Annotated in this window: 19 protein-coding genes; 8 read left to right on the forward strand and 11 right to left on the reverse strand. The window is 64.4% G+C overall.

The features are described from left to right. Positions 1–81: 81 nt before the first annotated feature. Positions 82–2298 (forward strand): FAD-dependent oxidoreductase, encoded by a 2217-nt coding sequence (locus J2Z17_RS13975; protein WP_209946028.1) that lies wholly within the window; start codon positions 82–84, stop codon positions 2296–2298. A gap of 495 nt (positions 2299–2793) precedes the next feature. On the opposite strand, the gene J2Z17_RS13980 is transcribed toward J2Z17_RS13975, so the two are convergent. Together J2Z17_RS13980 and J2Z17_RS13985 are read right to left on the reverse strand one after the other, a co-directional pair. Beyond that, complete coding sequence (locus J2Z17_RS13980; protein WP_209946030.1) at positions 2794–3027, reverse strand: BrnA antitoxin family protein; 234 nt, start codon at positions 3025–3027, stop codon at positions 2794–2796. 141 nt (positions 3028–3168) lie between these two features. Further along, positions 3169–3600, reverse strand: coding sequence for a VOC family protein (locus J2Z17_RS13985; protein ID WP_209946031.1), 432 nt, complete (start codon positions 3598–3600; stop codon positions 3169–3171). A 775-nt stretch (positions 3601–4375) separates the two neighbouring features. Here J2Z17_RS13985 and J2Z17_RS13990 point away from each other — a divergent pair. Further along, the gene (locus J2Z17_RS13990) at positions 4376–4840 is read left to right on the forward strand and encodes a hypothetical protein (RefSeq protein ID WP_209946033.1); all 465 of its coding nucleotides are present in this window, start codon (positions 4376–4378) and stop codon (positions 4838–4840) included. Between the two features lie 90 nt (positions 4841–4930). Beyond that, positions 4931–5893 carry a bile acid:sodium symporter family protein gene (locus tag J2Z17_RS13995; RefSeq protein ID WP_209946035.1) on the forward strand — a complete coding sequence of 321 codons (963 nt, stop codon included), beginning with the start codon at positions 4931–4933 and terminating at the stop codon, positions 5891–5893. Between the two features lie 94 nt (positions 5894–5987). Here J2Z17_RS13995 and J2Z17_RS14000 read toward each other — a convergent pair whose 3' ends face one another. Further along, entirely contained in the window at positions 5988–7571 is a 1584-nt protein-coding gene (locus J2Z17_RS14000; protein ID WP_209946037.1) for a peptide chain release factor 3, read from the reverse strand. 87 nt (positions 7572–7658) lie between these two features. On the opposite strand from J2Z17_RS14000, the gene dut reads away from it, so the two are divergent. The 5 genes from dut to J2Z17_RS14025 all read left to right on the forward strand — a co-directional run bounded on the left by dut (position 7659) and on the right by J2Z17_RS14025 (position 12570). Further along, a complete protein-coding gene (gene dut / locus J2Z17_RS14005; RefSeq protein WP_209946039.1) occupies positions 7659–8123 on the forward strand; it encodes a dUTP diphosphatase in 465 nt (154 codons plus the stop codon). 8 nt (positions 8124–8131) lie between these two features. Then, positions 8132–9142, forward strand: a complete 1011-nt coding sequence (locus tag J2Z17_RS14010; protein WP_342454406.1) for a GNAT family N-acetyltransferase — start codon at positions 8132–8134, stop codon at positions 9140–9142. Between the two features lie 198 nt (positions 9143–9340). Next, a complete protein-coding gene (locus J2Z17_RS14015) occupies positions 9341–10096 on the forward strand; it encodes an SDR family oxidoreductase (protein WP_209946042.1) in 756 nt (251 codons plus the stop codon). Between the two features lie 308 nt (positions 10097–10404). Beyond that, positions 10405–11373 carry a cysteine synthase A gene (gene cysK / locus J2Z17_RS14020; RefSeq protein ID WP_209946043.1) on the forward strand — a complete coding sequence of 323 codons (969 nt, stop codon included), beginning with the start codon at positions 10405–10407 and terminating at the stop codon, positions 11371–11373. A gap of 141 nt (positions 11374–11514) precedes the next feature. Beyond that, positions 11515–12570 (forward strand): HWE histidine kinase domain-containing protein, encoded by a 1056-nt coding sequence (locus J2Z17_RS14025; RefSeq protein ID WP_209946045.1) that lies wholly within the window; start codon positions 11515–11517, stop codon positions 12568–12570. A gap of 208 nt (positions 12571–12778) precedes the next feature. Here J2Z17_RS14025 and J2Z17_RS14030 read toward each other — a convergent pair whose 3' ends face one another. The 8 genes from J2Z17_RS14030 to J2Z17_RS14065 form a co-directional block, all read right to left on the reverse strand. Then, complete coding sequence (locus J2Z17_RS14030; protein ID WP_209946048.1) at positions 12779–14311, reverse strand: YifB family Mg chelatase-like AAA ATPase; 1533 nt, start codon at positions 14309–14311, stop codon at positions 12779–12781. 169 nt (positions 14312–14480) lie between these two features. Next, positions 14481–15434, reverse strand: a complete 954-nt coding sequence (gene gshB / locus J2Z17_RS14035; RefSeq protein ID WP_209946050.1) for a glutathione synthase — start codon at positions 15432–15434, stop codon at positions 14481–14483. A 118-nt stretch (positions 15435–15552) separates the two neighbouring features. Further along, on the reverse strand, positions 15553–16041 hold the full coding sequence (locus tag J2Z17_RS14040) for a cupin domain-containing protein (RefSeq protein ID WP_209946052.1): 489 nt from the start codon (positions 16039–16041) through the stop codon (positions 15553–15555). Between the two features lie 99 nt (positions 16042–16140). Beyond that, entirely contained in the window at positions 16141–17262 is a 1122-nt protein-coding gene (locus J2Z17_RS14045) for a sn-glycerol-3-phosphate import ATP-binding protein UgpC (protein WP_209946053.1), read from the reverse strand. Positions 17263–17277: 15 nt separating this feature from the next. Next, positions 17278–18120 (reverse strand): sn-glycerol-3-phosphate ABC transporter permease UgpE, encoded by an 843-nt coding sequence (gene ugpE, locus J2Z17_RS14050; protein WP_209946055.1) that lies wholly within the window; start codon positions 18118–18120, stop codon positions 17278–17280. A gap of 13 nt (positions 18121–18133) precedes the next feature. Beyond that, complete coding sequence (locus J2Z17_RS14055) at positions 18134–19015, reverse strand: ABC transporter permease subunit (protein WP_209946057.1); 882 nt, start codon at positions 19013–19015, stop codon at positions 18134–18136. 80 nt (positions 19016–19095) lie between these two features. Beyond that, the gene (locus J2Z17_RS14060; RefSeq protein ID WP_209946059.1) at positions 19096–20394 is read right to left on the reverse strand and encodes an extracellular solute-binding protein; all 1299 of its coding nucleotides are present in this window, start codon (positions 20392–20394) and stop codon (positions 19096–19098) included. Positions 20395–20565: 171 nt separating this feature from the next. Then, positions 20566–21459, reverse strand: a complete 894-nt coding sequence (locus tag J2Z17_RS14065) for a LysR family transcriptional regulator (RefSeq protein WP_209946061.1) — start codon at positions 21457–21459, stop codon at positions 20566–20568. Positions 21460–21573 lie beyond the last annotated feature (114 nt).

The following is a 21573-nucleotide window of genomic DNA, read 5'->3' on the forward strand; positions in this document are numbered from 1 at the left end:
CGTAGAGGAAAGATCCCCTCCCAACCCCTCTCCACAAAGGGAGGGGCTTATCGCCAGATTTCAGGGAAGAGGAATCCCATCATGACCACCTACACCAATTTCAAGATCGAAACCGACGCCGACGGCATTGCGCTCGTTACCTGGGACATGCCCGACAAGTCGATGAACGTGTTTACCCTCGAGGTGATGGAGGAGCTCGAGGCGATCGTCGATGCCACGGTCGCCGATGACGCGGTCAAGGGCGTGGTCTTCACTTCCGGCAAGAAGACCTTTTCCGGTGGCGCCGATCTCACCATGATCAAGGGCATGTTCTCGATGATCGGCGAGGAAAAGGCCAAGGATCCCGAGGGCGCGGTCAAGACGCTGTTCGACGCTGCCGGGCGCATGTCCTGGCTCTGGCGCAAGATCGAGACCAATGGCAAGCCCTGGGTCTCGGCCATCAACGGCACCTGCATGGGCGGCGCGTTTGAACTGTCGCTTGCCTGCCACGGCCGGGTCGCGTCGAATGCCAAGTCGGTGAAGATGGCCTTGCCCGAGGTCAAGGTCGGCATCTTCCCCGGCGCCGGCGGCACCCAGCGCGTGCCGCGTCTCGCCAATGCGCAGGACGCTTTGCAGATGATGACGACCGGCCAGTCGCTCACCGCGAGCCGGGCCAAGGCCATGGGCCTGGTGCACGAGGTGGTCGAGCCCGACCAGTTGATCGCCGCCGCCAAGGCGATGATCGCAAACGGCCTGAAGCCGGTCGCCCCTTGGGACGTCAAGGGCTTCAAGGCGCCCGGCGGCGGCATCTGGACGCCGGCTGCAGCCCAGCTCTGGCCGGCGGCCCCCGCCATCCTGCGCCGGGAATCGGCGGGCAATTATCCGGCCGCGCTCGCCATCCTCAAATGCGTCTACGAGGGCCTGCAGCTGCCCTTCGACACCGGTCTCAAGGTCGAGCAGCGCTATTTTACCGAGATTCTGCAGACCACCGAAGCCTTCTCGATGATCCGCTCGCTCTTCGTCTCGATGCAGGAGCTCGGCAAGGGTGCGCGCCGTCCGGCCGGCATCGACAAGACCGAGTTCCGCCATGTCGGCGTGGTCGGCGCCGGCTTCATGGGGGCCTCGATTGCCTATGTCACGGCTGCCGCCGGCATTCCGGTCACGCTGATTGATCGCGACATGGACGCCGCGACCAAGGGCAAGACGCATTCGGAGGGTTTGGTCGCCGGCGCCGTCGGCAAGGGCCGGATGACCAAGGAGGAGGGCGAAAAGCTGCTCTCGCTGATCACGCCGTCGGCCGATTACGGCGCGCTTTCCAATGCCGATCTGGTCATCGAGGCCGTGTTCGAAGACCGCAAGGTCAAGAAGGACGTCATCGAGGCGGTCGAGGCCGTGCTGCCGGAAACTTCGATCTTCGCCTCCAACACATCGACCCTGCCGATCACGGGCCTTGCGGAAAATTCCAGGCGCCGCGACCAGTTCATCGGCATCCACTTCTTCTCGCCGGTCGAAAAGATGATGCTGACCGAGGTCATCCTCGGCGAGCAGACCGGCGACAAGGCGCTGGCCGTTGCCCTCGACTATGTCGCGGCGATCAAGAAAACCCCGATCGTCGTCAACGACACCCGCGGCTTCTACGTCAACCGCTGCGTCTTCCGCTACATCAACGAAGCCTATGACATGCTGATCGAGGGTGTGCCGCCGGTTATGATCGAGAACGCGGCGAAATTCGCCGGCATGCCGGTCGGCCCGCTTTCGCTCAACGACGAGGTGGCGATCGATCTGTCCTACAAGATCATGAAGGCATCCATCGCCGACCTCGGCCCCAAATCGGTCAAGCCCGAGCACATGGCGCTGGTCGAAAAAATGGTCGACGTTCTCGGCCGCCTCGGCCGCAAGAACACCAAGGGCTTCTACGACTACCCGCCGAAACCCGCGAAGAAGTCGCTGTGGCCCGGCCTGAAGGACCTCTACCCGCAGAAGAAGGCCGAGTCCGTCGACATGACGGTGTTGAAGGAACGCCTGCTCGCCACAATAGCGCTCGAGGCCGCCCGCACGATCGAGGAGGGCATCGTCACCGACCCGCGCGAGGCCGATGTCGGCTCCATCCTCGGCTTCGGCTTTGCGCCTTACACCGGTGGCACGCTGTCTTATATCGACGGCATGGGTGTGAAGGCCTTCGTCGAGATGTGCGAACGGTTGGCCGCCACTTACGGAGAGCACTTCGCGCCGACTCCGCTGCTGAAGGACATGGCCGCCAAGGGCGACACCTTCTACACCCGCTTCGACCCCTATGGCGAGACGCAGAAGGCCGCCTGAGGCTTTCTGAGGTCACTGGGACGGCCAACGCCGCCGTCCCGAGGCACCCCTCCCCCTTGTGGGGAGGGGCCTTTCAAGACGCATCATCCCCACGACCACGCCAAGGCCCGCCCATCGCCCTCTGCTACGAAATCCACAGCCGTGGCGCCCAAAGCCCATCGCGGAGACGGTGCCCGAACAGCGGATAAGGGGCCTTTCCCGTGCCGGCCTGACGCCGAATGCCGGCGTTCTCGGGATAATGACGAGTGGTTGCCACCAGCCGATCTCCCCCCTTGAGGGGGAGATGTCCGGCAGGGCAGAGGGGGGTGCCGCAAACGGAATAACCGCACAACCTTCCGGGTCGCAGGCGCATGTGTGCGAACACAGGCCAGACAGGACGTCGCCCCCCGGCCAGCACATGGCCGACCGCCCAACTCCAGATTGCCGCTAAGCCGCCCGATCCCTGTCCCGCCCGAACAGCCCGCAGCTAAAGCAAGGGCGAGTCGATCGCCCGCCTTATTCCGCCGTCTTCATCGCCGCGCGCAGGGTGTCGTTGATCCGGTCCTGCCAGCCCGGCCCGTCCTCCTGGAAGAAGGCAAGAACATCGCTGTCGATCCGGATCGACACCAATTCCCGGCTGCTCGGCACGGCCGGCCGCTCCACGGCCGGCGCCGCGGTCTTCGCCTTCGGCTTGAACAGGGCATTCGCCGCATCCATTGGGTTCACCGGTCTGCGTGGTGTCGTTGCCATTCGTCATTCCTCATCAAAACATGCCGCCGCCGGCAAAGCGCCCGACAGCAACTCCGACCCTAGCTCCCGCCCGGATGCCGCGCAATGACGACGGGCGCGCCGCGCGTCCCAAAGCAAGCATAAGTGCGCGTGCGCCGCGCCTCAATCCTGTTCCAGCTCGAGTATGTTGCCCTCGGGATCGCGCGCATAGGCGATGAGCGCCGGGGCACCGGCCGTCCCGAAATTCGTGATCCGGCCGATCTGCGCGCCGCCTGCCCTAAGGATCTCGCCCAGCACCGTCTCGACGTCGGCCATGCGAAACGACAGATGCCCATATCCCGGCTCGTTCACCCGCGGCTGCCCCCGGTGAAGCAGAACCGTGTGTTCGTGGATTTCGAGGAAGGGATGGTCGAGCCCCGGAAATCCGAGCCAGATGGACAGGATCTCTGAGTTCGCAACGCCATTCCCCCGCGAGACATGTTCGCCCGAAAGCCGTCTCGCCTCCCGCAGATAGCGGCAGCCGAGCACCTCGACATAGAAGGCGGCAAGGGCCTGCGCGTCCCGGGCGACCAGATTGATATGCGCAAGTTTCATGGCGTTCGCAGCCCCTGTGGGAAGACACTGCGATCGACGATTACAGGAAAGCAGGCAGGCCGTCTCTCGCTTCGGAAACTCAGCCTGAGCCGGCGCATCTAAGCCCTTTGAATCTTTGCTCACGTGCCCGGTTCTGGATCCCAACTTGACCCGAAGATCCAGGCGTGACCACCTTGCCCGCATCCCTGACCGTAAAATCCACCCCCATCCGCAGCCCACCGTCCCCCAACCCCACACTCCGCGCCGGGGGAAAATTTCGATGCCTGCCTCCAGCCTTTCCAGACACTTGCGAAAATAATCCGTCTGAGTTTTCCACGTCCCCGCCATCCGCGCGCACAATTCCCCTGCCTCCGTCGCCGGAGTGTTTCGCGAGACGGTCGCGGGCAGATGGGGGCCAGCGCTTGTCGTCGGGCCCGTAACGTGCGGGCCGGGCGGCAAGGGGCGCATGCCCTGGCGACCCCGCGCAGGCGGGGCCTCCAAAAGCCCTCCCCGGGCAGCCATGCCCGGTTCGGACAAGCCGTGCAGGCGCCGGTTTCCGGCGCGCAGAGGGGCAAGGCATGGGTCTGCCGGGTCTGGAAAGCCCGGCGCAAAACGCTGAAGGCCACGCGATTGCGGTGCCTGTTTTTACAACAATTCTACCGAGGTTCCGCCGTCGCGTGGCCCTCCTGAATGCCCCGGCCCCGCCGGACAGACTTGGGGAAGATCGGATCTGCGGCCAGTTGGCCGCCGCAACGCACAACCATGGCCGGATGCCGGCCGACAGGAGAGGATAACGATGACACGGCGCAGAAAGTCGGGCGAAAAGGGACAGAAGATGCCAGCCACCCCTGGGCCGCGCCTGCAGATGCTGGATGACCCGGACAGCACGCTGCCGTGGCTCACCGCCGAGCAGTTCCAGTCTCTCACCGAGCGCGAGAAGGATTATGAATACCAGCGTTTCATGCAGATGATCTGCGGCTATCTCGGCTTCTGGCAAAGCTGCGATCTTGCGCTTTGCCGCCGGGCCCGTGCCTGCCGCGGCTATCTGAGCGAGGCGCAATTCAAGGCCGGCAACCGCAGCCACGTCCACCCGCCATGCTATGGCACGCGCAATGGACGCTATGACGACATCCAGGACTTTGCTCGCGAGCTCAAACGTTACGTGAATGGCGATCCCGGCCCCTTCACCCATGATTTCGACAACATCCAGTACCGCATCGGTCCGAGCTGGCGGCACAGTCATTCTGTCAAAAATCGTTAGGAACCGTACTGTCGTGGTAGCCAAGGGTCTTGACAGGAATTGCGTCGGGGCTAAACCGCGCGAAAGATTGTTTCGTTTCGGAGTGACGTCGTGAAAGCTCTCGCATCCTTTTCCGCCTTTATCGGCAAGACCTTCGCCGTCTGGGTCATTCTGTTCGCCGTTCTCGGCTTCGTCTTGCCGGACACCTTCAAGCTGTTCGTGCCGTGGATCGTCACGCTGCTGTCGATCATCATGTTCGGCATGGGCCTGACGCTGTCGCTCGACGACTTCCGTGAAGTTGCCCGCCGGCCCTTCGATGTCGCGATCGGCGTGGTCTCGCAGTTTCTCATCATGCCGCTGCTGGCCGTGCTTTTGACGATGCTGATCCCGATGACGCCGGAAGTCGCCGCCGGCGTCATTCTCGTCGGCTGCTGCCCGGGCGGCACCTCGTCCAATGTCATGACCTATCTGTCGAAGGGCGACGTGGCGCTGTCGGTCGCCTGCACCTCGGTTACCACGCTGGTCGCGCCGATCGTCACACCCTTCCTCGTCTGGCTATTCGCCAGCCAGTTCCTGCCGGTCGACGCGATGGCCATGTTCCTCTCCATCGTCAAGGTCGTGCTGGTGCCGCTGGCGCTCGGCGTGATCCTGCAGAAGCTGGTGCCCTCGGTGGTACGCGCCGCCATTCCGGCGCTGCCGCTCGTCTCCGTCATCGGCATCGTGCTGATCGTCGCCGCCGTCGTCGCCGCCTCCAAGGGGGCGATCGCCACCTCCGGCCTGCTGATCTTCGCCGTCGTCGTGCTGCACAATGGTCTCGGCTATCTGATCGGCTTTTTCGCCGGCCGCGTCTTCGGTCTGTCGCTTGCCAAGCGCAAGGCGATCGCCATCGAGGTCGGCATGCAGAATTCGGGCCTCGGTGCCGCCCTCGCCACCGCCCATTTCTCGCCGGCGGCGGCCGTGCCGAGCGCCATCTTCTCGGTCTGGCACAACATCTCCGGCGCCATTCTGGCCAACTGGCTGAGCGGCCGCCGCGATGAAACGGATGCGGCAGCACCCGTCGCCGTCAAGTCCTGAGCAGGCCGTCGGTCCGTGGGTGCCGCGCACTACACAAAAAAACGGGCCCGTCGCGGGCCCGTTTCTCGTTGAATATCATGGATAGGGGTGGCGGTCAGGCCGCCTTGGCGACATTGTATTCCTTGATCGCCACCATCTTGATCGCCGGATGCCGCTCGGCCTCGTAGCGCAGCGAGAAACTGTCCTGCGCCATGAACACCGGGTCGCCGTCGAGGTCGCGGCAGATATCGCCGCGCCGGGCGGTGACGAACTTGTCGAGCTCCTGGGCCGTGTCGGCGGAAATCCAGCGGCAGACGGAAAAGCGGGCCATCTCGAAGGAGACCGGCAGGCCATATTCGGCCTGTAGCCGCTCCTTCAGCACGTCGAGCTGCAGCGCGCCGACCACACCGACGATCGCCGGCGAACCGTCTTCCGGCTGGAACAGCTGCACCACGCCTTCTTCGGCCATCTGCTGCAGCGCCTCCTTCAGCTTCTTCGCCTTCATCGCGTCCTCCAGCCGGACACGGCGCAGGATCTCGGGCGAGAAGTTCGGCACGCCCTGGAACACCAGCGCCTCGCCTTCGGTCAGCGTGTCGCCGATGCGGAGCGTGCCGTGGTTCGGAATGCCGACCACGTCGCCGGCAAAGGCGGTGTCGGCGATCTGGCGCTGCGAGGCGAAGAAGAACTGCGGCGCCGTCAGTCCGAGCTGCTTGCCCGTGCGGGCAAGCCTTGCCTTCATGCCGCGTTCCAGCTTGCCCGAGCAGATCCGGGCAAAGGCGATGCGGTCGCGGTGGTTGGGGTCCATGTTCGCCTGGATCTTGAAGACGAAGGCGGTCATCTTGTCCTCGGCCGCATGCACGGTCCGGATATCGGCCACCTGGTCGCGCGGCGGCGGCGCGATGGCACCGAGCGCGTTGATCAGGTCGCGCACGCCGAAATTCCGCAGCGCCGAGCCGAAGAAGACCGGCGTCATATGGCCTTCCAGAAACGCTGCCTGGTCGAACGGCCGGCAGGCCTCGCGGGCCAGTTCCAGCTCCTCGATGAAGGTCTCGCGCTCGTTTTGCGGCAGATGGTCGGCCACGCTCTGTGGTCCGTTGACCGGCAGCGGATCGACCTGGGCGTCATTGCCGCGATAGGTGTTGTTGGCGAGATTATAGGCGCCGCAAAAGGACTTGGAGCGCCCGACCGGCCAGGTGATCGGCGCCGTGTCGAGCGCCAGCTTCTCCTCGACCTCGTCCAGGATCTCGAACGGGTCGCGGCTCTCGCGGTCCATCTTGTTGATGAAGGTGATGATCGGAATGTCGCGCATCCGGCAGACTTCGAACAGCTTCAGCGTTCTGGGCTCGATACCCTTGGCGGCATCGAGCACCATGACGGCCGCATCCACGGCCGTCAGCGTCCGATAGGTGTCGTCGGCGAAGTCTTCATGGCCCGGCGTGTCGAGAATGTTGAAGACATTGCCGTCATATTCGAAGGTCATCACCGAGGTGACCACGGAAATGCCGCGCTCGCGTTCGATCTTCATCCAGTCGGACCGCGTCTGGATCCGGTCCTTTTTCGCCTTGACCTCGCCGGCCAGCTGGATCGCGCCGCCGAACAGCAGCAGCTTTTCGGTCAGCGTCGTCTTGCCCGCATCCGGGTGGGCGATAATAGCGAAGGTCCGGCGGCGGGAGACCGCCTCTGCGAGCGTTTCGGCCATGGTCGAGGAAATCCTTTTGATCGGCGGCTTATCTAGCGTTTCGCCGGCCAATATGCAATTCAACCGGACAAACAAAGGAGCCCTCCGATGAACGATGTCCTCGGCCCTGTCGTAAACCTGATCCGCCTGCCGCACGGGGAGGGCATCGACCTGCCCGCCTACGAGACCAGGGGGGCCGCCGGCATGGACCTCAAGGCTGCCGTTCCCGCCGACAGGCCGATGGTGCTGACGCCGGGCAAGCGGGCGCTGATACCGACCGGCTTCATCTTCGAGATACCCTCAGGCTTCGAGGTCCAGATCCGCCCGCGTTCCGGCCTTGCCTTCAAGCACGGCATCACCTGCCTCAACACGCCCGGCACCATCGACAGCGACTATCGCGGCGAGGTCAAGGTCCTGCTGGTCAATCTCGGTGACGAGGATTTCGTCGTCGAGCGCGGTATGCGCGTGGCGCAGATGGTGGTGGCACCGGTGGTCCAGGTCGGCATTGCCGAGACGGCAACGGCCAGCGAAACCTCCCGCGGCGCCGGCGGCTTCGGCTCGACCGGCGTGTGAGGTCGGCCGTGCGGGATGATCTTGCGCTCCGCACGGATTATTTCGCCGACCCTGGGGCCTTCGCCGCCCTCGTCGATCTCCTGCGGGATATATTCGGCATCGATATCGGCCATCAATCAAGGTTCGGCGGGCCGGATCCGTCGAGCATGCCACTCGGCTATTTCGATGCTGCGGGCCGGCTTGTCGCCAATTTCTCCGCCTTCGCGTTGCCGCTGATGGTGGCTGGCCGGCATGTCCGCGCCGCCGGCTTCCAGTCGGGTGCGGTGCGGCCCGAATATCGGGGCCGGGGTCTCTACCGCGACCTGATGCGACGGGCCTTCTCCTGGGCCGATCGGGAGGGTTTCGAAGCCGGCATCCTGCTGACCGACAAGCCTGCGCTCTACGAACCCTATGGCTTTCGGGTCATGCCGCAGTCCGGCTTTCGCGCGGCAGCGCCGCTCTACGGGCAAGGGACCGGCAGACATCGCGACCTGTCGCTCGATGACCGGGAGGACGTGCTTCTGATCCGGCGGATGCTTGCGTCACGGCAGCCGGTTTCGGCGCGCTTCGCGGTGGAACGGCAGGCGGAAATGTTCCTGCTCAATGCCAGCCTCGACGCTACGATCAGGCTTCGCCTGCTCGAAGATTGCGATGCCGTCGTCGCTTGGCGGATGACCGAGGGCCGGCATCTGCAACTGCTGGACATCGTGTCGCCGGTCGTGCGGACACTCGATGTCCTCCTCGCCGCGTTCGGTCTGCCGATGGAAACTGTCGAGGTGCGATTTCCCCCCCGATCGCCTCGACTGGCTCGCCGAGTCGCTGGCGATGACCGGCGGCTGTGCGATGATGGTCAGGGGACTTCCGGATCTGGAACAGGCCGGACCATTGACGTTGTCGCCGATGGCGGAATTCTGAGGCGGCATGGTCGTCGCCCTTGCCAATCCCGGTCCGATCTCGCAGACGATCCGGACAAGCGGTTGACGGCTGCGGCCTGTGCGCATAATCAGGTCACCGCAGCTGCGCATACCAGACTGCCGTAGGCGTTACCGTCATCCAACGCGCCCTGTGTCGAGAAGGTCCCAGCTGGGAGATCTCGAGATCGAAGGCGCGCGGTATGCAATACCTCGTCCCCCATGTCCCGCTTTCCGTCGAAGCCTCCGGTATTCGACCGTGCGGCGCATCGGGTCCGGCGACGGCACCGCGGCCTTTTCCGAAACGCTATCTGGAAAGGTCCATCCATGGAAATGACCGACAACACCATCCTTGTCACCGGCGGCACGAGCGGCATCGGCAGGGCGCTCGCCGAGGCGCTGCATGATCGCGGCAACCGGGTGATCGTCACCGGCCGGCGGCATGCATTGCTCGATGCCATCGCGGCCGATCGCCCTGACATCGTTGCCCTGCCGCTCGATCTCGACGACTCCCGGGGCCCGGCGCGTCTGGCCTGCGATATCCGCATCGCCTTCCCGGAACTCAACGTGGTGATTGCCAATGCGGGGATCTCCCGCGCCGAGGACATGGCCGTGGACGGCTGGAGCGCGGCGGATGCCGAGGCGATCCTGCAGACGAATGTCCTGGGCGTGCTGCGCACCGCAGCGGCCTTCCTGCCGATCCTCAAAGCCCAGCCCCGGTCGACCTTCATGGCCACCGGATCGGCACTCGCCTTCCTGCCGCGCGCCGATTTCCCGAGCTACTGCGCCGCCAAGGCCTTCCTGCATAGCTGGCTGGTCTCGCTGCGCCACCAGTTGCGCGAGACCCCGGTCGAGGTGCTGGAATTGTCGCCGCCCTATGTGCGGACGGAACTGACCGGCGTGGCGCAGGCGACCGATCCGCGGGCCATGCCGCTTGCGGATTATGTGGGCGAGGTGATGGCCATGCTCGAAACCCGGAACCATCCGCGCGGCGAACTGCTGCTCGAACGGGACCATCCCCGCCGCTTTGCCGAGCGCGATGGCACCTATGACAGCCTGTTCGCCGCGATGAACCCCGACTGAGACGCGCAACTTCGCCGGCGCTTCCGCCCGTCCAGGCCGTGCCGGGTGGATGTCGCCATCCGGTGTCGGGTTCTATCCGCCACCTGGCGCCTGGGGGCGCTCCGATCGAAAGGCAGGACGGTCGCCGGTGCCCCGGCGGCGCGCAGGTCGAAAAGCCCCGCGCGCCCCTGAAACAAAGATCCGGCACCTGCCTCCGGACAACATGTTTTTTGCGTTTCTCCGGCATCCCGTGGACAAACGGTTCTGGTCGCCCCGGGCATTCCTCCATATGATGGCGCCAACTCGAATGTAACAAAGGGAGTGAAACCATGTCGGATCTCAAGAAGCCCGGTCGTGGCCGCGTCTACAATTCGATTACCGAGACCATCGGCGACACGCCGATCGTGCGCCTCGACAAGCTCGCCAGGGAAAAGGGCGTCAAGGCCAACCTTCTGGCAAAACTCGAATTCTTCAATCCGATCGCTTCGGTCAAGGATCGTATCGGGGTTGCCATGATCGAGAGCCTGGAAGCCCAGGGCAAGATCGTGGCCGGCAAGACCACGCTGGTCGAACCGACCTCGGGCAATACCGGCATCGCGCTCGCCTTTGCCGCAGCCGCCAAGGGCTACAAGCTGATCCTGACCATGCCGGAAACCATGTCGGTCGAGCGTCGCAAGATGCTGGCGCTGCTCGGTGCAGAACTGGTGCTGACCGAAGGTCCGAAGGGTATGAAGGGCGCGATTGCCAAGGCCGAGGAACTGGCCGCCAGCCTGCCTGACGCCGTCATTCCCCAGCAGTTCGAAAACCCGGCCAATCCCGAGATCCACCGCAAGACCACGGCCGAGGAAATCTGGAACGACACCGACGGCGCCGTCGACATGCTGGTGGCCGGAATCGGCACCGGCGGCACGATCACCGGCGCCGGCCAGGTGCTGAAGGCAAAGAAGCCGGACCTCAAGGTGATTGCCGTCGAGCCCGCCGAGAGCCCGGTGCTGTCGGGCGGTGAGCCGGGTCCGCATAAGATCCAGGGGATCGGCGCCGGCTTTGCGCCGGCCATTCTCGACACCAAGATCTACGATGAAGTGGTCACCGTCAGCAGTGCCGAAGCCCTGGAGATGGCGCGCCTAGTGGCGCGGCTGGAAGGCGTGCCGGTCGGCATCTCATCCGGTGCCGCGCTGACCGCTGCGGTCAAGGTCGGCAGCCGGGCGGAAAACGAGGGCAAGACAATCGTCGTCATTATCCCCTCCTTTGCCGAGCGCTACCTGTCGACCGCTTTGTTCGACGGCCTTGGCGGCTGAAGCAGGCGGGTGGCTGAAAGGTGACAGGCGGGGTCGGCAGCGACCCCGTCTCGAACCAGCGAGGCAATAGCCATTGCTCGCCACGTGAAGCTCCGCTACGTTTGCGGCGCACCAACAGTTTTCACATACATCGAAGCGCCCATGCACGGTTTTCTGAACGGACTTCCTGCCTTTCGGGCCATTAGAGCGCCGCTGCCTGTCAGCGCGGTGGCCGCAACCTATATTGCAAGCCTCTGCATTTTCGCGGCGGCCTTCGGCCTCAGGGTCTGGCTCGATCCCTATCTTCTGTCGGGCTTCCCTTACGTTTCGTTTTTCCCCGCCGTTGTCATCTGCGGCTTCGTCTTCGGCGTTCCGCAGGGAACTCTGGTTGCGGTGCTCTCGGGCTTCGCCTCCTGGTTCTTCTTCATCCCTCCCTATTACACGCTGGATGTAACCGTCGCCTCGATGGCGGCCATGGCGCTCTATGTCTTCGTCGTCGTCACCGATCTGCTGCTGATCTATCTGGTGATGCGTGCCTACCGGGCGGAATATCTGTCGCGCGAGGAAAACCAGCGCATGGCCGAACACCGTGAGGTGATGGCGCGCGAACTGGATCACCGGCTGAAAAACGTCTTCGCTACCGTCAACGCGATCATCGGCATGTCGCTCAGGCATGCGACGAGCCCGGAAGACCTGGCGCGCGGCCTGCGCGAGCGGCTGAGCGCCATGGGCCGCTCGACTCTTCTGCTGCGCGGCGTGCGGCCGGACGAGGAAACGACGCTGGAGGGCATCATCGTCCAGGCACTGGAACCCTTCGGCATCGCCGGCACGTCGCGCCTGGTGCTGTCGGGGCCGAAACTGCTGGTGGGGGGCGAAACGGTTGTGGTGCTCGGCCTGATGCTGCACGAGATGGGCACCAATGCCGCCAAATACGGTGCCCTGTCGGTGCCCGATGGCGCAGTCCTTCTTGCCTGGTCTGTCTGTGACGCCGACGGGACCGAAGAAGCCATGCTCAAAATCGAATGGCGCGAGCAGGGCGGTCCGCCGCCGGCCGCTGCGGAGGCGATCGTTAGCGGCTTCGGTTCGACGCTGCTGACAAAGGTGATCGCCACCATCCGGGGCCGGGCGCACATGTCGTTCCCGGCGAGCGGCGCCCACGTCTCACTGACGCTGCCGCTCGACGCACTGAATCCCAAGCCGCAGGCCGCGGCTGCCTGACACGGGACCGGGCACCGATTTCCCGCCACAAATGCGGCACCGACTGCAACCTCTGCCGGACACTGCAGCCGGCCTTCCCCTGCAACGATGGCACCCCCTTCCCGTCACCGCCAGGTCTGTCAATCGTGCGGCCTGTCTCTTGCCGCGATCCGCTGCGCTGCGCTCTTCGCTTCCTGCCCAAAACGCGTCTCCCAGCCGCCGGAAGATGTCATGCCGCAGCGGTCAGCTGCTCGGAGGGGATGCGGTAGGAGATGGCCTCGGCGAGATGGATGCGGCCCAGCCTGTCCGATCCGTCGAGGTCGGCCAGCGTGCGCGCGACCTTCAGCACCCGGTGATAGCCGCGAGCGGAAAAGCGGAACCGCTCGGCCGCGTCGTGCAGCAATTGCCGGCCACCGTCGTCGATATCGGCCAGCTGCTCGATCAGGCCGGTCGAGGCATGCGCGTTGACGAGGATATGCGGCGCGCCGGCATCGGCATAGCGCTGCATCTGGCGCAGGCGGGCGGCCGCCACACGCTTGGCTACCACGGCGCTTGGCTCCGAGGGGCGGGGGCGGATCAGGTCGATGGCCGAGACTGCCGGCACGTCGATGCGGATATCGATGCGGTCGAGCAGCGGGCCGGACAGGCGGGCCTGGTAATCCGACTGGCAGCGCGGACCCCGGGCGCAACTGTGGCCGGGCGTGCCCGCCATGCCGCAGCGGCACGGGTTCATCGCCGCCACCAGCTGGAAGCGGGCGGGATAGGAGACCCGGTGATTGGCTCTGGCGATCACGCATTCCGCGGTCTCCAGCGGCTGGCGCAGCGCATCGAGCACGGGTGGATAGAATTCCGGGAATTCGTCGAGAAACAGGATGCCGTTATGGGCAAGCGAGGCCTCGCCGGGACGGGCGCGCAGCCCTCCGCCGATGAGGGCGGCCATGGTCGCGGAATGGTGCGGCGCGCGGAACGGCCGTCGGTCGGAGAGCTTGCCGCCGGAGAGCTGGCCGGCGATCGAATGGATCATCGACACCTCGAGCAGTTCCTGCGGCGATAGGAGCGGCAGGATCGAGGGCAGCCTAGCGGCCAGCATCGACTTGCCCGATCCGGGCGGCCCGGCCATCAGCAGATTGTGGCCACCGGCGGCCGCGACCTCCAGCGCCCGCTTCGCGCTTTCCTGTCCCTTGATGTCGGCGAGATCCGGCAGGTCGGCGGCCGGCGCCCGGGCGGCGGGTTCCGGCCGCGACAGAACCTGGGTTCCGCGGAAATGGTTGGCGAGCGCAATCAGGCTGACCGGCGCCAGAATGTCGATATCCGGCCCGGCCCAGGCGGCCTCCGGGCCGCTATCGGCCGGGCAGATGATGCCTTTGCCGAGCGCATAGGCCGCGATCGCCGCGGGCAGAGCGCCCGCGACCGGGGCGATCGTGCCGTCCAGATTGAGTTCTCCGATGACGCTATAGCCGGATAGTGCGTCGCTCGGAATCGCGCCTAGCGCTGCCATCAGTCCGAGCGCGATCGGAAGGTCGAAATGCGAACCTTCCTTCGGAAGGTCGGCCGGTGCGAGGTTGACCGTCACCTTGCGGGCCGGTGCCGCAAGCCCGGAGGCATGTAGTGCCGCCTGCACCCGTTCGCGGCTTTCGGCCACGGCCTTGTCGGGCAGGCCGACAATGTGCATGCCGACCTTGCCGGGCGCCACCATGACCTGCACCTCGACCGGTACGCCTTCGATGCCCTGGAATGCCACCGTACTGACACGCGCCACCATTGCCCGTCCCCACAGGTTGGAGCGCGCCAGTGGATGTCAGACGCGCCATCCGGGGTAGATTACGACAATGGGTGCATTTGGCAAGAACATATGCCGAACAGACGCGTTGAAAATGCACCAACTGGTTGCAAGTGGTTGTATTGCCGGAACGAAAAGTGACCAGCGATCGTCAGGCGGACGCACGCTTGCGCTCGATCGCGTCCCACAACAGGGCGGCGATGTCGGCACCGCCGAATTTCTTCACCTCGCGGATACCCGTCGGAGAGGTCACGTTGATCTCGGTCATGTAGTCGCCGATGACGTCGATCCCGACCAGCAGAAAGCCGCGCTCCTTCAGGGAAGGGCCGATGCGGGCGCAGATCTCGCGCTCGCGCGCCGTCAGCTCGGTCGCTTCGGCACGGCCGCCGACATGCATGTTGGAACGGCTGTCGGTCTCGGCGGGCACGCGGTTGATGGCGCCGACAGGCTCGCCGTCGACCAGGATGATTCGCTTGTCGCCCTTGCGCACGGCCGGAAGATAGCCTTGCGCGATAAAGGGTTCGCGGAACAGCTGTTCGAACATTTCCATCAGCGAGGTGAAGTTGCGATCGTCGCGGGTGGAGTGGAAGACGCCGGCGCCGCCATTGCCGTAAAGCGGCTTCAGGATGATGTCGCCCTGTTCCTCGCGGAAACGGGCGATCTCGGCGCGGTCGCGGGTGATCAGCGTCGGCGGCATCAGGTCGGCGAATTCGGTGACGAAGATCTTTTCCGGCGAGTTGCGCACCCAGGCCGGGTCGTTGACCACCAGCGTCTTCGGATGCAGGCGCTCCAGCAGGTGGGTGGCGGTGATGTAGGCCATGTCGAAAGGCGGATCCTGGCGCAGCAGGATGACGTCCATGCTGGACAGGTCCACGCGCTCGGCTTGGCCGAGGGTGAAATGGCTACCCTTCTCGTCGCGCAGCGTCATCTTCTCGACGGTCGCGAAGATCTTGCCGTCGCGCATCGACAGCCGGTCGGGCGTGTAGTGATAGAGCTCGTAGCCGCGGTCCTGGGCTTCCAGGCTCATGGCGAAGGTCGAGTCGCCGGCGATGTTGATGGTGGACACATGATCCATCTGGACCGCGACTCTGGTGATCTTCGACATTTGCCGCCCTCGTTGGAAAAAGCGTCCCTGATGTAGGACGCCGCGCCGCGGTTGGCAACGGCGCAGATGCCGGTTTGATCAGGACGCGGCCCGCTTTCGACGGACCGCGAAGCAAACCTCAGCCGCGTGCCATGGCAGTGCGCAGCCGGTCGCGGATCCTCAACAGGCTGGCGATGCTGTCGGGCAGCGGGCGGCGCAGGAAGGCGACCTTTCGAACATAGGTCTCGACATGCCAGGTGGCCCAGGTATTGGCGCGGAAGAAGGCGATGTCGCCGGCGCGAAGCGTGGTCTCGAAGCCGTCTTCGGCCCGCACGAACACCTCGCCCTGCTGGATTACCACCGTCTCGTCCAGGGGAAAGAACCAGCGGAATTCGCCGGCCGTGCAATCCCAAAGGGCGGTCAGCGCGGTACTGTCCGCGCTGCGCGAATGTCTGGAGATGCGGGCCTGCGGTGTGCCGGAGATCACCCATGACGGGTCGATCGGGGCAGGCTCCAGATGCATGTGGTCGCTGGCCGCGACGACCAGCGCCGGAAGGGCGGCAGGCGTCTCGGGCTTGATCTGGGTTGCGGTGTGGGCAAGCCCGGCGGATAGCATTCTCATCGGCATGTTTGTGGGTCCCTCGTCAAATCCCCATTCGACAAGGGCAGGATAGCAGGCAGGGCTGAAGGAAGCCTCCAGCCCGCCACTCAAATTTTATCGATCGCCTCACACGGCCGGTGACAGCGTTGCCAGCGGCGTCGCGGTCGCGCTGGCCGCGTCCGGCTGGCGCGTGTCGATCCGCCGGCCGTCGGCAGCGTCGAAGAAATGCAGCTTCTCCGGCGCAACGGCGAAACGCATTTCGCCCGACAGCGGTGCGACGGACGAAAGGGCAGCCGAAACCGGCTGACCGTCGACCAGCCCGTGGATCAGCCGCTGGGCGCCGAGTTCCTCGACATAGTCGACCTTGAGCGTGAAACACAGATCGTGGTCGCCAGCCGTCGGCCCGTGCAGGTCTTCGGCGCGGATGCCGACCACGACCTCGCCGGCGGGAATCATGCCGGCCGGCACCGGCAGGCGCGCGTCACCCAGCATCACGGCTTCGCCGTCGCAGCCGGCCCGTACGAGGTTCATCGCCGGCGAGCCGATGAAGCTGGCGACGAAGGTCGACGCGGGACGGTTATAGACCTCGAGCGGCGTGCCGATCTGCTCGATGCGGCCGCCGTTCAGCACTACGAGACGGTCGGCCAGCGTCATCGCCTCCAACTGGTCGTGGGTGACGTAGATCGCGGTGGTGCCGAGCCGGCGCTGCAGCTTGCGGATCTCGCCGCGCATGGTGACGCGCAGCTTGGCGTCGAGGTTGGACAGCGGCTCGTCGAACAGGAAGACGGCCGGCTTTCGCACGATGGCGCGGCCCATGGCGACACGCTGGCGCTGGCCGCCGGAAAGCGCGCGCGGCTTGCGGTCGAGATAGGGCTCGATCTCCAGCATCCTGGCCGCTTCCCGTACCTGGGCGTCGATTTCCACCTTCGGCGTCTTCCGATTCTTCAGGCCATAGGCCAGATTGTCATAGACGCTCATATGCGGGTAGAGCGCATAATTCTGGAACACCATGGCGATGTCGCGGTCGGCCGGCTCGACCGTGTTCACCACCCGGTCACCGATGCGGACCGTGCCCTGGCTGATCGGTTCGAGGCCCGCGACCATGCGCAGCAGGGTGGACTTGCCGCAGCCGGACGGTCCGACAAGCACGATGAATTCGCCGTCGGCAATGTCGATGTCGACGCCTTTGACGGCATGCACGCCGCCGTCATAGATTTTCGAGACTTCGGAGATGTCGATGGACGCCATGGCGGATTGCCTTTCTTACTTGTCGCTCTCGGTCAGGCCCTTGATGAACCAGCGCTGGAACACGACGACGATGATGACCGGCGGCAGCATGGCCAGCACGGCGAGCGCAAAGGCCTGGTTGTAGTCGGGGATCTGCGAACCGACCCAGACCTGCAGGATCTGCTTGATGCCGCGCATCAGGGTGAAATAGCTCTCGTCGCTGGTGGTCAGCACCGGCCAGAGATACTGGTTCCAGCCGTAGACGAACATGATGATGAAGACGGCGGCGATCATCGTGCGTGACAGCGGCACCAGCACGTCGATGAAGAACTTGAACGGCCCCGCGCCGTCGATGCGGGCGGCTTCCAGCAGTTCCTCGGGGATCGACTTGAAGAACTGGCGGAAGAAGAAGGTGCCGGTCGCCGACGCCAGCAGCGGCAGGATCAGCCCGGTATAGGAATTCAGCAGGCCGAGTTGGCTGGCGACTTCATAGGTCGGCACGATGCGGACCTCGAGCGGCAAAAGCAGGGTGACGAAGATCATCCAGAAGGCGAGCGTGGCGAAGCGGAAGCGGAAATAGACGATCGCATAGGCGGCCAGCATCGACAGCACGATCTTGCCGATGGCAAAGCCGAGACCGAGGATGATCGAGTTCAGCAGCATGCGCGCGCCGGTGACCTGTCCGGTGAAGCCGCCCTTGTGGGTCAGCACGGTGGCGTAGGTATCGGTGAAATCGTCGCCCCAGCCGAGCATCAGGCCCTGCATGTGGATCTCGGCGGCCGCATGCGACGAGGTTGTCAGCGCGACGACGACCGGTGCCAGCATGAAGACTACGCCGAAAAGCAGGATCACGTGGTCGAAGAATTTGGTTCTGTACATCGGTAATCCTCCTTCAGCCATAGTGGACGCGCCGCTCGATGAAGCGGAACTGCAAGAGGGTGAGCACGACGACGACGACCATCAGGATCACCGACTGGGCGGATGAACTGCCGACGTCGTTGCCGCGGAAGCCGTCCTGGTAGACCTTGTAGACAAGGGTAACCGGGTTGTCGGCGGCCTTGTCCTTCACCATGACGTCGATGATGCCGAAGGTGTCGAACAGCGAATAGGTGATGTTGATGATCAGCAGGAAGAAGGCGGTCGGCGCCAGCAAAGGCAGCACGATCGTCCAGAAGCGGCGGTTGCCCGAGCGGCAGTCGATGGCGGCGGCCTCGCGCACGGCGACCGAGATCCCCTGCAGGCCGGAGAGGAAGAAGATGAAATTGTAGGGGATCTGCTTCCACACAGCGACGACGATCATCGCAAAGGCGGTGTCGTAATAGTCGAGCCCGACCTTCATGTCCCAGCCGAACATGGCCGCCATTTTGACGAAGGGGCCGATATGCTGGTCGAAGAACATCATGCCGATCAGGCCGGCCACCGGCGGGGCGATCGCATAGACCGAGATCAGCAGCGTCTTGTAGGCGGCATTGCCGCGGATCACCGCATCGGCCTTGACGGCGAGCAGCAGGCCGAGCGCCAGCGAGAAGAAGGTGACGATCAGGGTGAAGAAGACGGTGAAAAGCGCGATGCGCCGGTATTCGACCGAGGCAAGCGCATCGGTGTAGTTGGCCAGGCCGACAAAGGTCGCGCCGAAACCAAAGGGGTCCTCGATATAAAAGGACGAATAGATCGCCTGGACCGAGGGCCAGTAGAAAAAGACGAAGACCACCGCCATCTGCGGCAGCAGAAAGAGATAGGGCAGCAGGGGGGAGGTGAACTGCACGCGCTTCATGGGAGAACCTCTGATCGACAAATCCCGGGAGCCTTATGCAGGCCCCCGGAATTTTGCAGAATGTTGTCTGTCCGGGAGGATCAGCCGGCAGTCTTGGCGAAGCGGGCGAGCAGGGCGTCGCCTTCCTTCTTGATGGTTTCCATCGCGTCTTTCGGCGTGGTCTCGCCGGAAAAGATGCGGTTGTATTCGCGTTCCATCACTTCGCGGATCTGCGGGTAGAAGCCGAGGCGGTAGCCCTTGTCCCACTCGCCGCCTTTCAGCTGCAGCTGTTCGATGCCGATCTCGGCGGCCGGCTGCTTCTCATAGTAGCCGTCCTTCTTGGCCAGCTCGTAGGCGGCCGTGGTGATCGGAACATAGCCGGTGTTCTTGTGCCAGTAGTACTGGATCTCGGCCGAGGTCAGGAAGTGGAAGAACGAAGCCGTGCACGTGTTCTCGGCATCCGATTTTCCGGCCATGGCAAACAGCGAGGCACCGCCGATGAAGGTGTGGAAGTTTTCCTTCGTCACCGAATCCCAATGCGGCAGGAAGGTCGCGGAGAAGGGCATGGTGGCGGTCTTCTGCAGGCCGCCGAAGGAGCCGGACGAACCGATCCAGAGCGCGACCTTGCCCTCTTCGAAGGGCTTCTGGTTGTCGTTCCATGCAGCGCCGTAGTAGCCGAAATAGCCTTCGTCGTGCCAGGCCTTCAGCTTGTCGAACATCATCACATGGTTCGGGTCGGTGACGTTGATCGTCGTGTCCTGGATGCTGTCATAACCGTTGTTGTTCGAGGCGAACTGCAGGTTATGGCGCGAGAAGAAGTTCTCGGTGAATTCCCAGGTCAGCTGCGACTGGACGAGCGGGATATAGCCGGCTTCCTTCAGCTTCGGCGCGATCTGCTCGAACTCTTCCCAGGTCTTCGGCGCGTCGACACCGGCCTTCTTCAGGGCCTCGTCGTTGATGTACATGATCGGCGCCGAGGAGTTGAACGGCATGCCGATGAACTTGCCGTCGGAATCGGCATAGAAATAACGCACGCCCTCGATGAAGTCGTCGCGATTGAAGTCGTAGCCGGCCTTCTTGATCAGGTCTTCGGCCGGGATGGTCGCGCCCTTGGCGTTGATGATGGTGGCGGCGCCGGCATCGAACACCTGCAGGATGTTGGGCTGCTCGCCCGAACGGAAGGCGGCGATGCCGGAGGCGAGCGCTTCTTCATACGAGCCCTTGGAGACCGGCGTCAGGGCGCATTCGCTCTGCGAGTCGTTGAACTTCTTCGAGATCTCGTTGATGACCTCGTTGTTGCGGCCACCCATGCCGTGCCAGAAGGTGATGTTGGTTGCGGCAAAGGAGCTGGTGGCCGTCATCGCCAGCGCGACGGCGGTCGTGGAAAACGTTTTGAACATCGGAATGCCTCTCCGGTGAAAGTAAGAACACGAGGGCAATATCGATGTGCGGTGACGCTCTGATTACATTTTCATGACAGGAACATAACACTCCCCAATGCTAGGGGTGTCGATCCGAAAAACCCGTGTGGTTCTGCGATCTTTCGGGTCCGGTCTGGTGGCTTGGCCGGTTCAGGCAAGCGCCGCCTGGATGCGCGGGGCGGCGAAATCGATGAAGCTGCGCAGCTTCTGCGGTATCGCTCGGCCGCGGTAGACGATGTGGACGGGCCAGGGCGCCGGCTCGTGCTCCCCGAGCAGGATTTCCAGCCGGCGCGCACGCAGCGCCGCGGCCACCTGATAGGACAGCACCCGGGTGATGCCGAGACCGGCCGCGGCGGCGTCGATGGCAGCCTCCGCCGTGTTCACCGTCAGCCTCGGCCTGATCGTGACCGACAGGGTCTCGCGCCCAGCGCCGAAGGACCAACTGTCGGCCGGCATCTGGTGCCAGGAGGCAATGCAGTCATGGTCGGACAACTGATCGGGATGGTCGGGCCTGCCATGGGATGCGAGATAGCCGGGACTGGCGCAGACCACGCGCCTTACCTCACCCAGCCGACGCGACCTCAGGCTGCTGTCGGGCAATTCGCCGATGCGGATCGCCGCGTCGACATGCTCCTCCTGCAGGCTGATCGGCCTGTCGGTCAGGTCGAGCCGGGCGGTGACCTGGGGTGTTGCGGCCAGGAAATCGGTCAGGGCCGGCAGCACGTGCAGCCGGCCGAAGACGACCGGTGCGGTCAGCACCAGCAGGCCCTTGGGCGCGCTGAACTCGCCCGCCGCCTCCCTTTCCGCCTCGGCCAGGTCCTCGAGGATCCGCCGGCAGGCGGCGATATAGGCCATGCCCTGGTCGGTGACCCTCAGGCTGCGCGCCGAGCGATGCAGGATCTGGGTGCCGATGCTGTTTTCCAGCTCCGACACGCGCCGGCTGACGGTGGCAATCGGCATGCCCAGCCGCCGGGCTGCTGCGGACAGGCTGCCGGCGTCGACGACCGCGAGCAGGATGGACATCGAGGTGAAGCGGTCTGTCATGTTTCCACTTTCCGGAAGGATGGTTTTCGATAATGGCCTCTGCCCAAAGATTTTGGAATATCTAACTTGAGGGCCGCACGGGTGATCCGGGCTGTGACATCGGCACGGTCCGCC

Source organism: Heterorhizobium halophytocola (assembly GCF_017873095.1).
GTDB lineage: Bacteria > Pseudomonadota > Alphaproteobacteria > Rhizobiales > Rhizobiaceae > Allorhizobium > Allorhizobium halophytocola.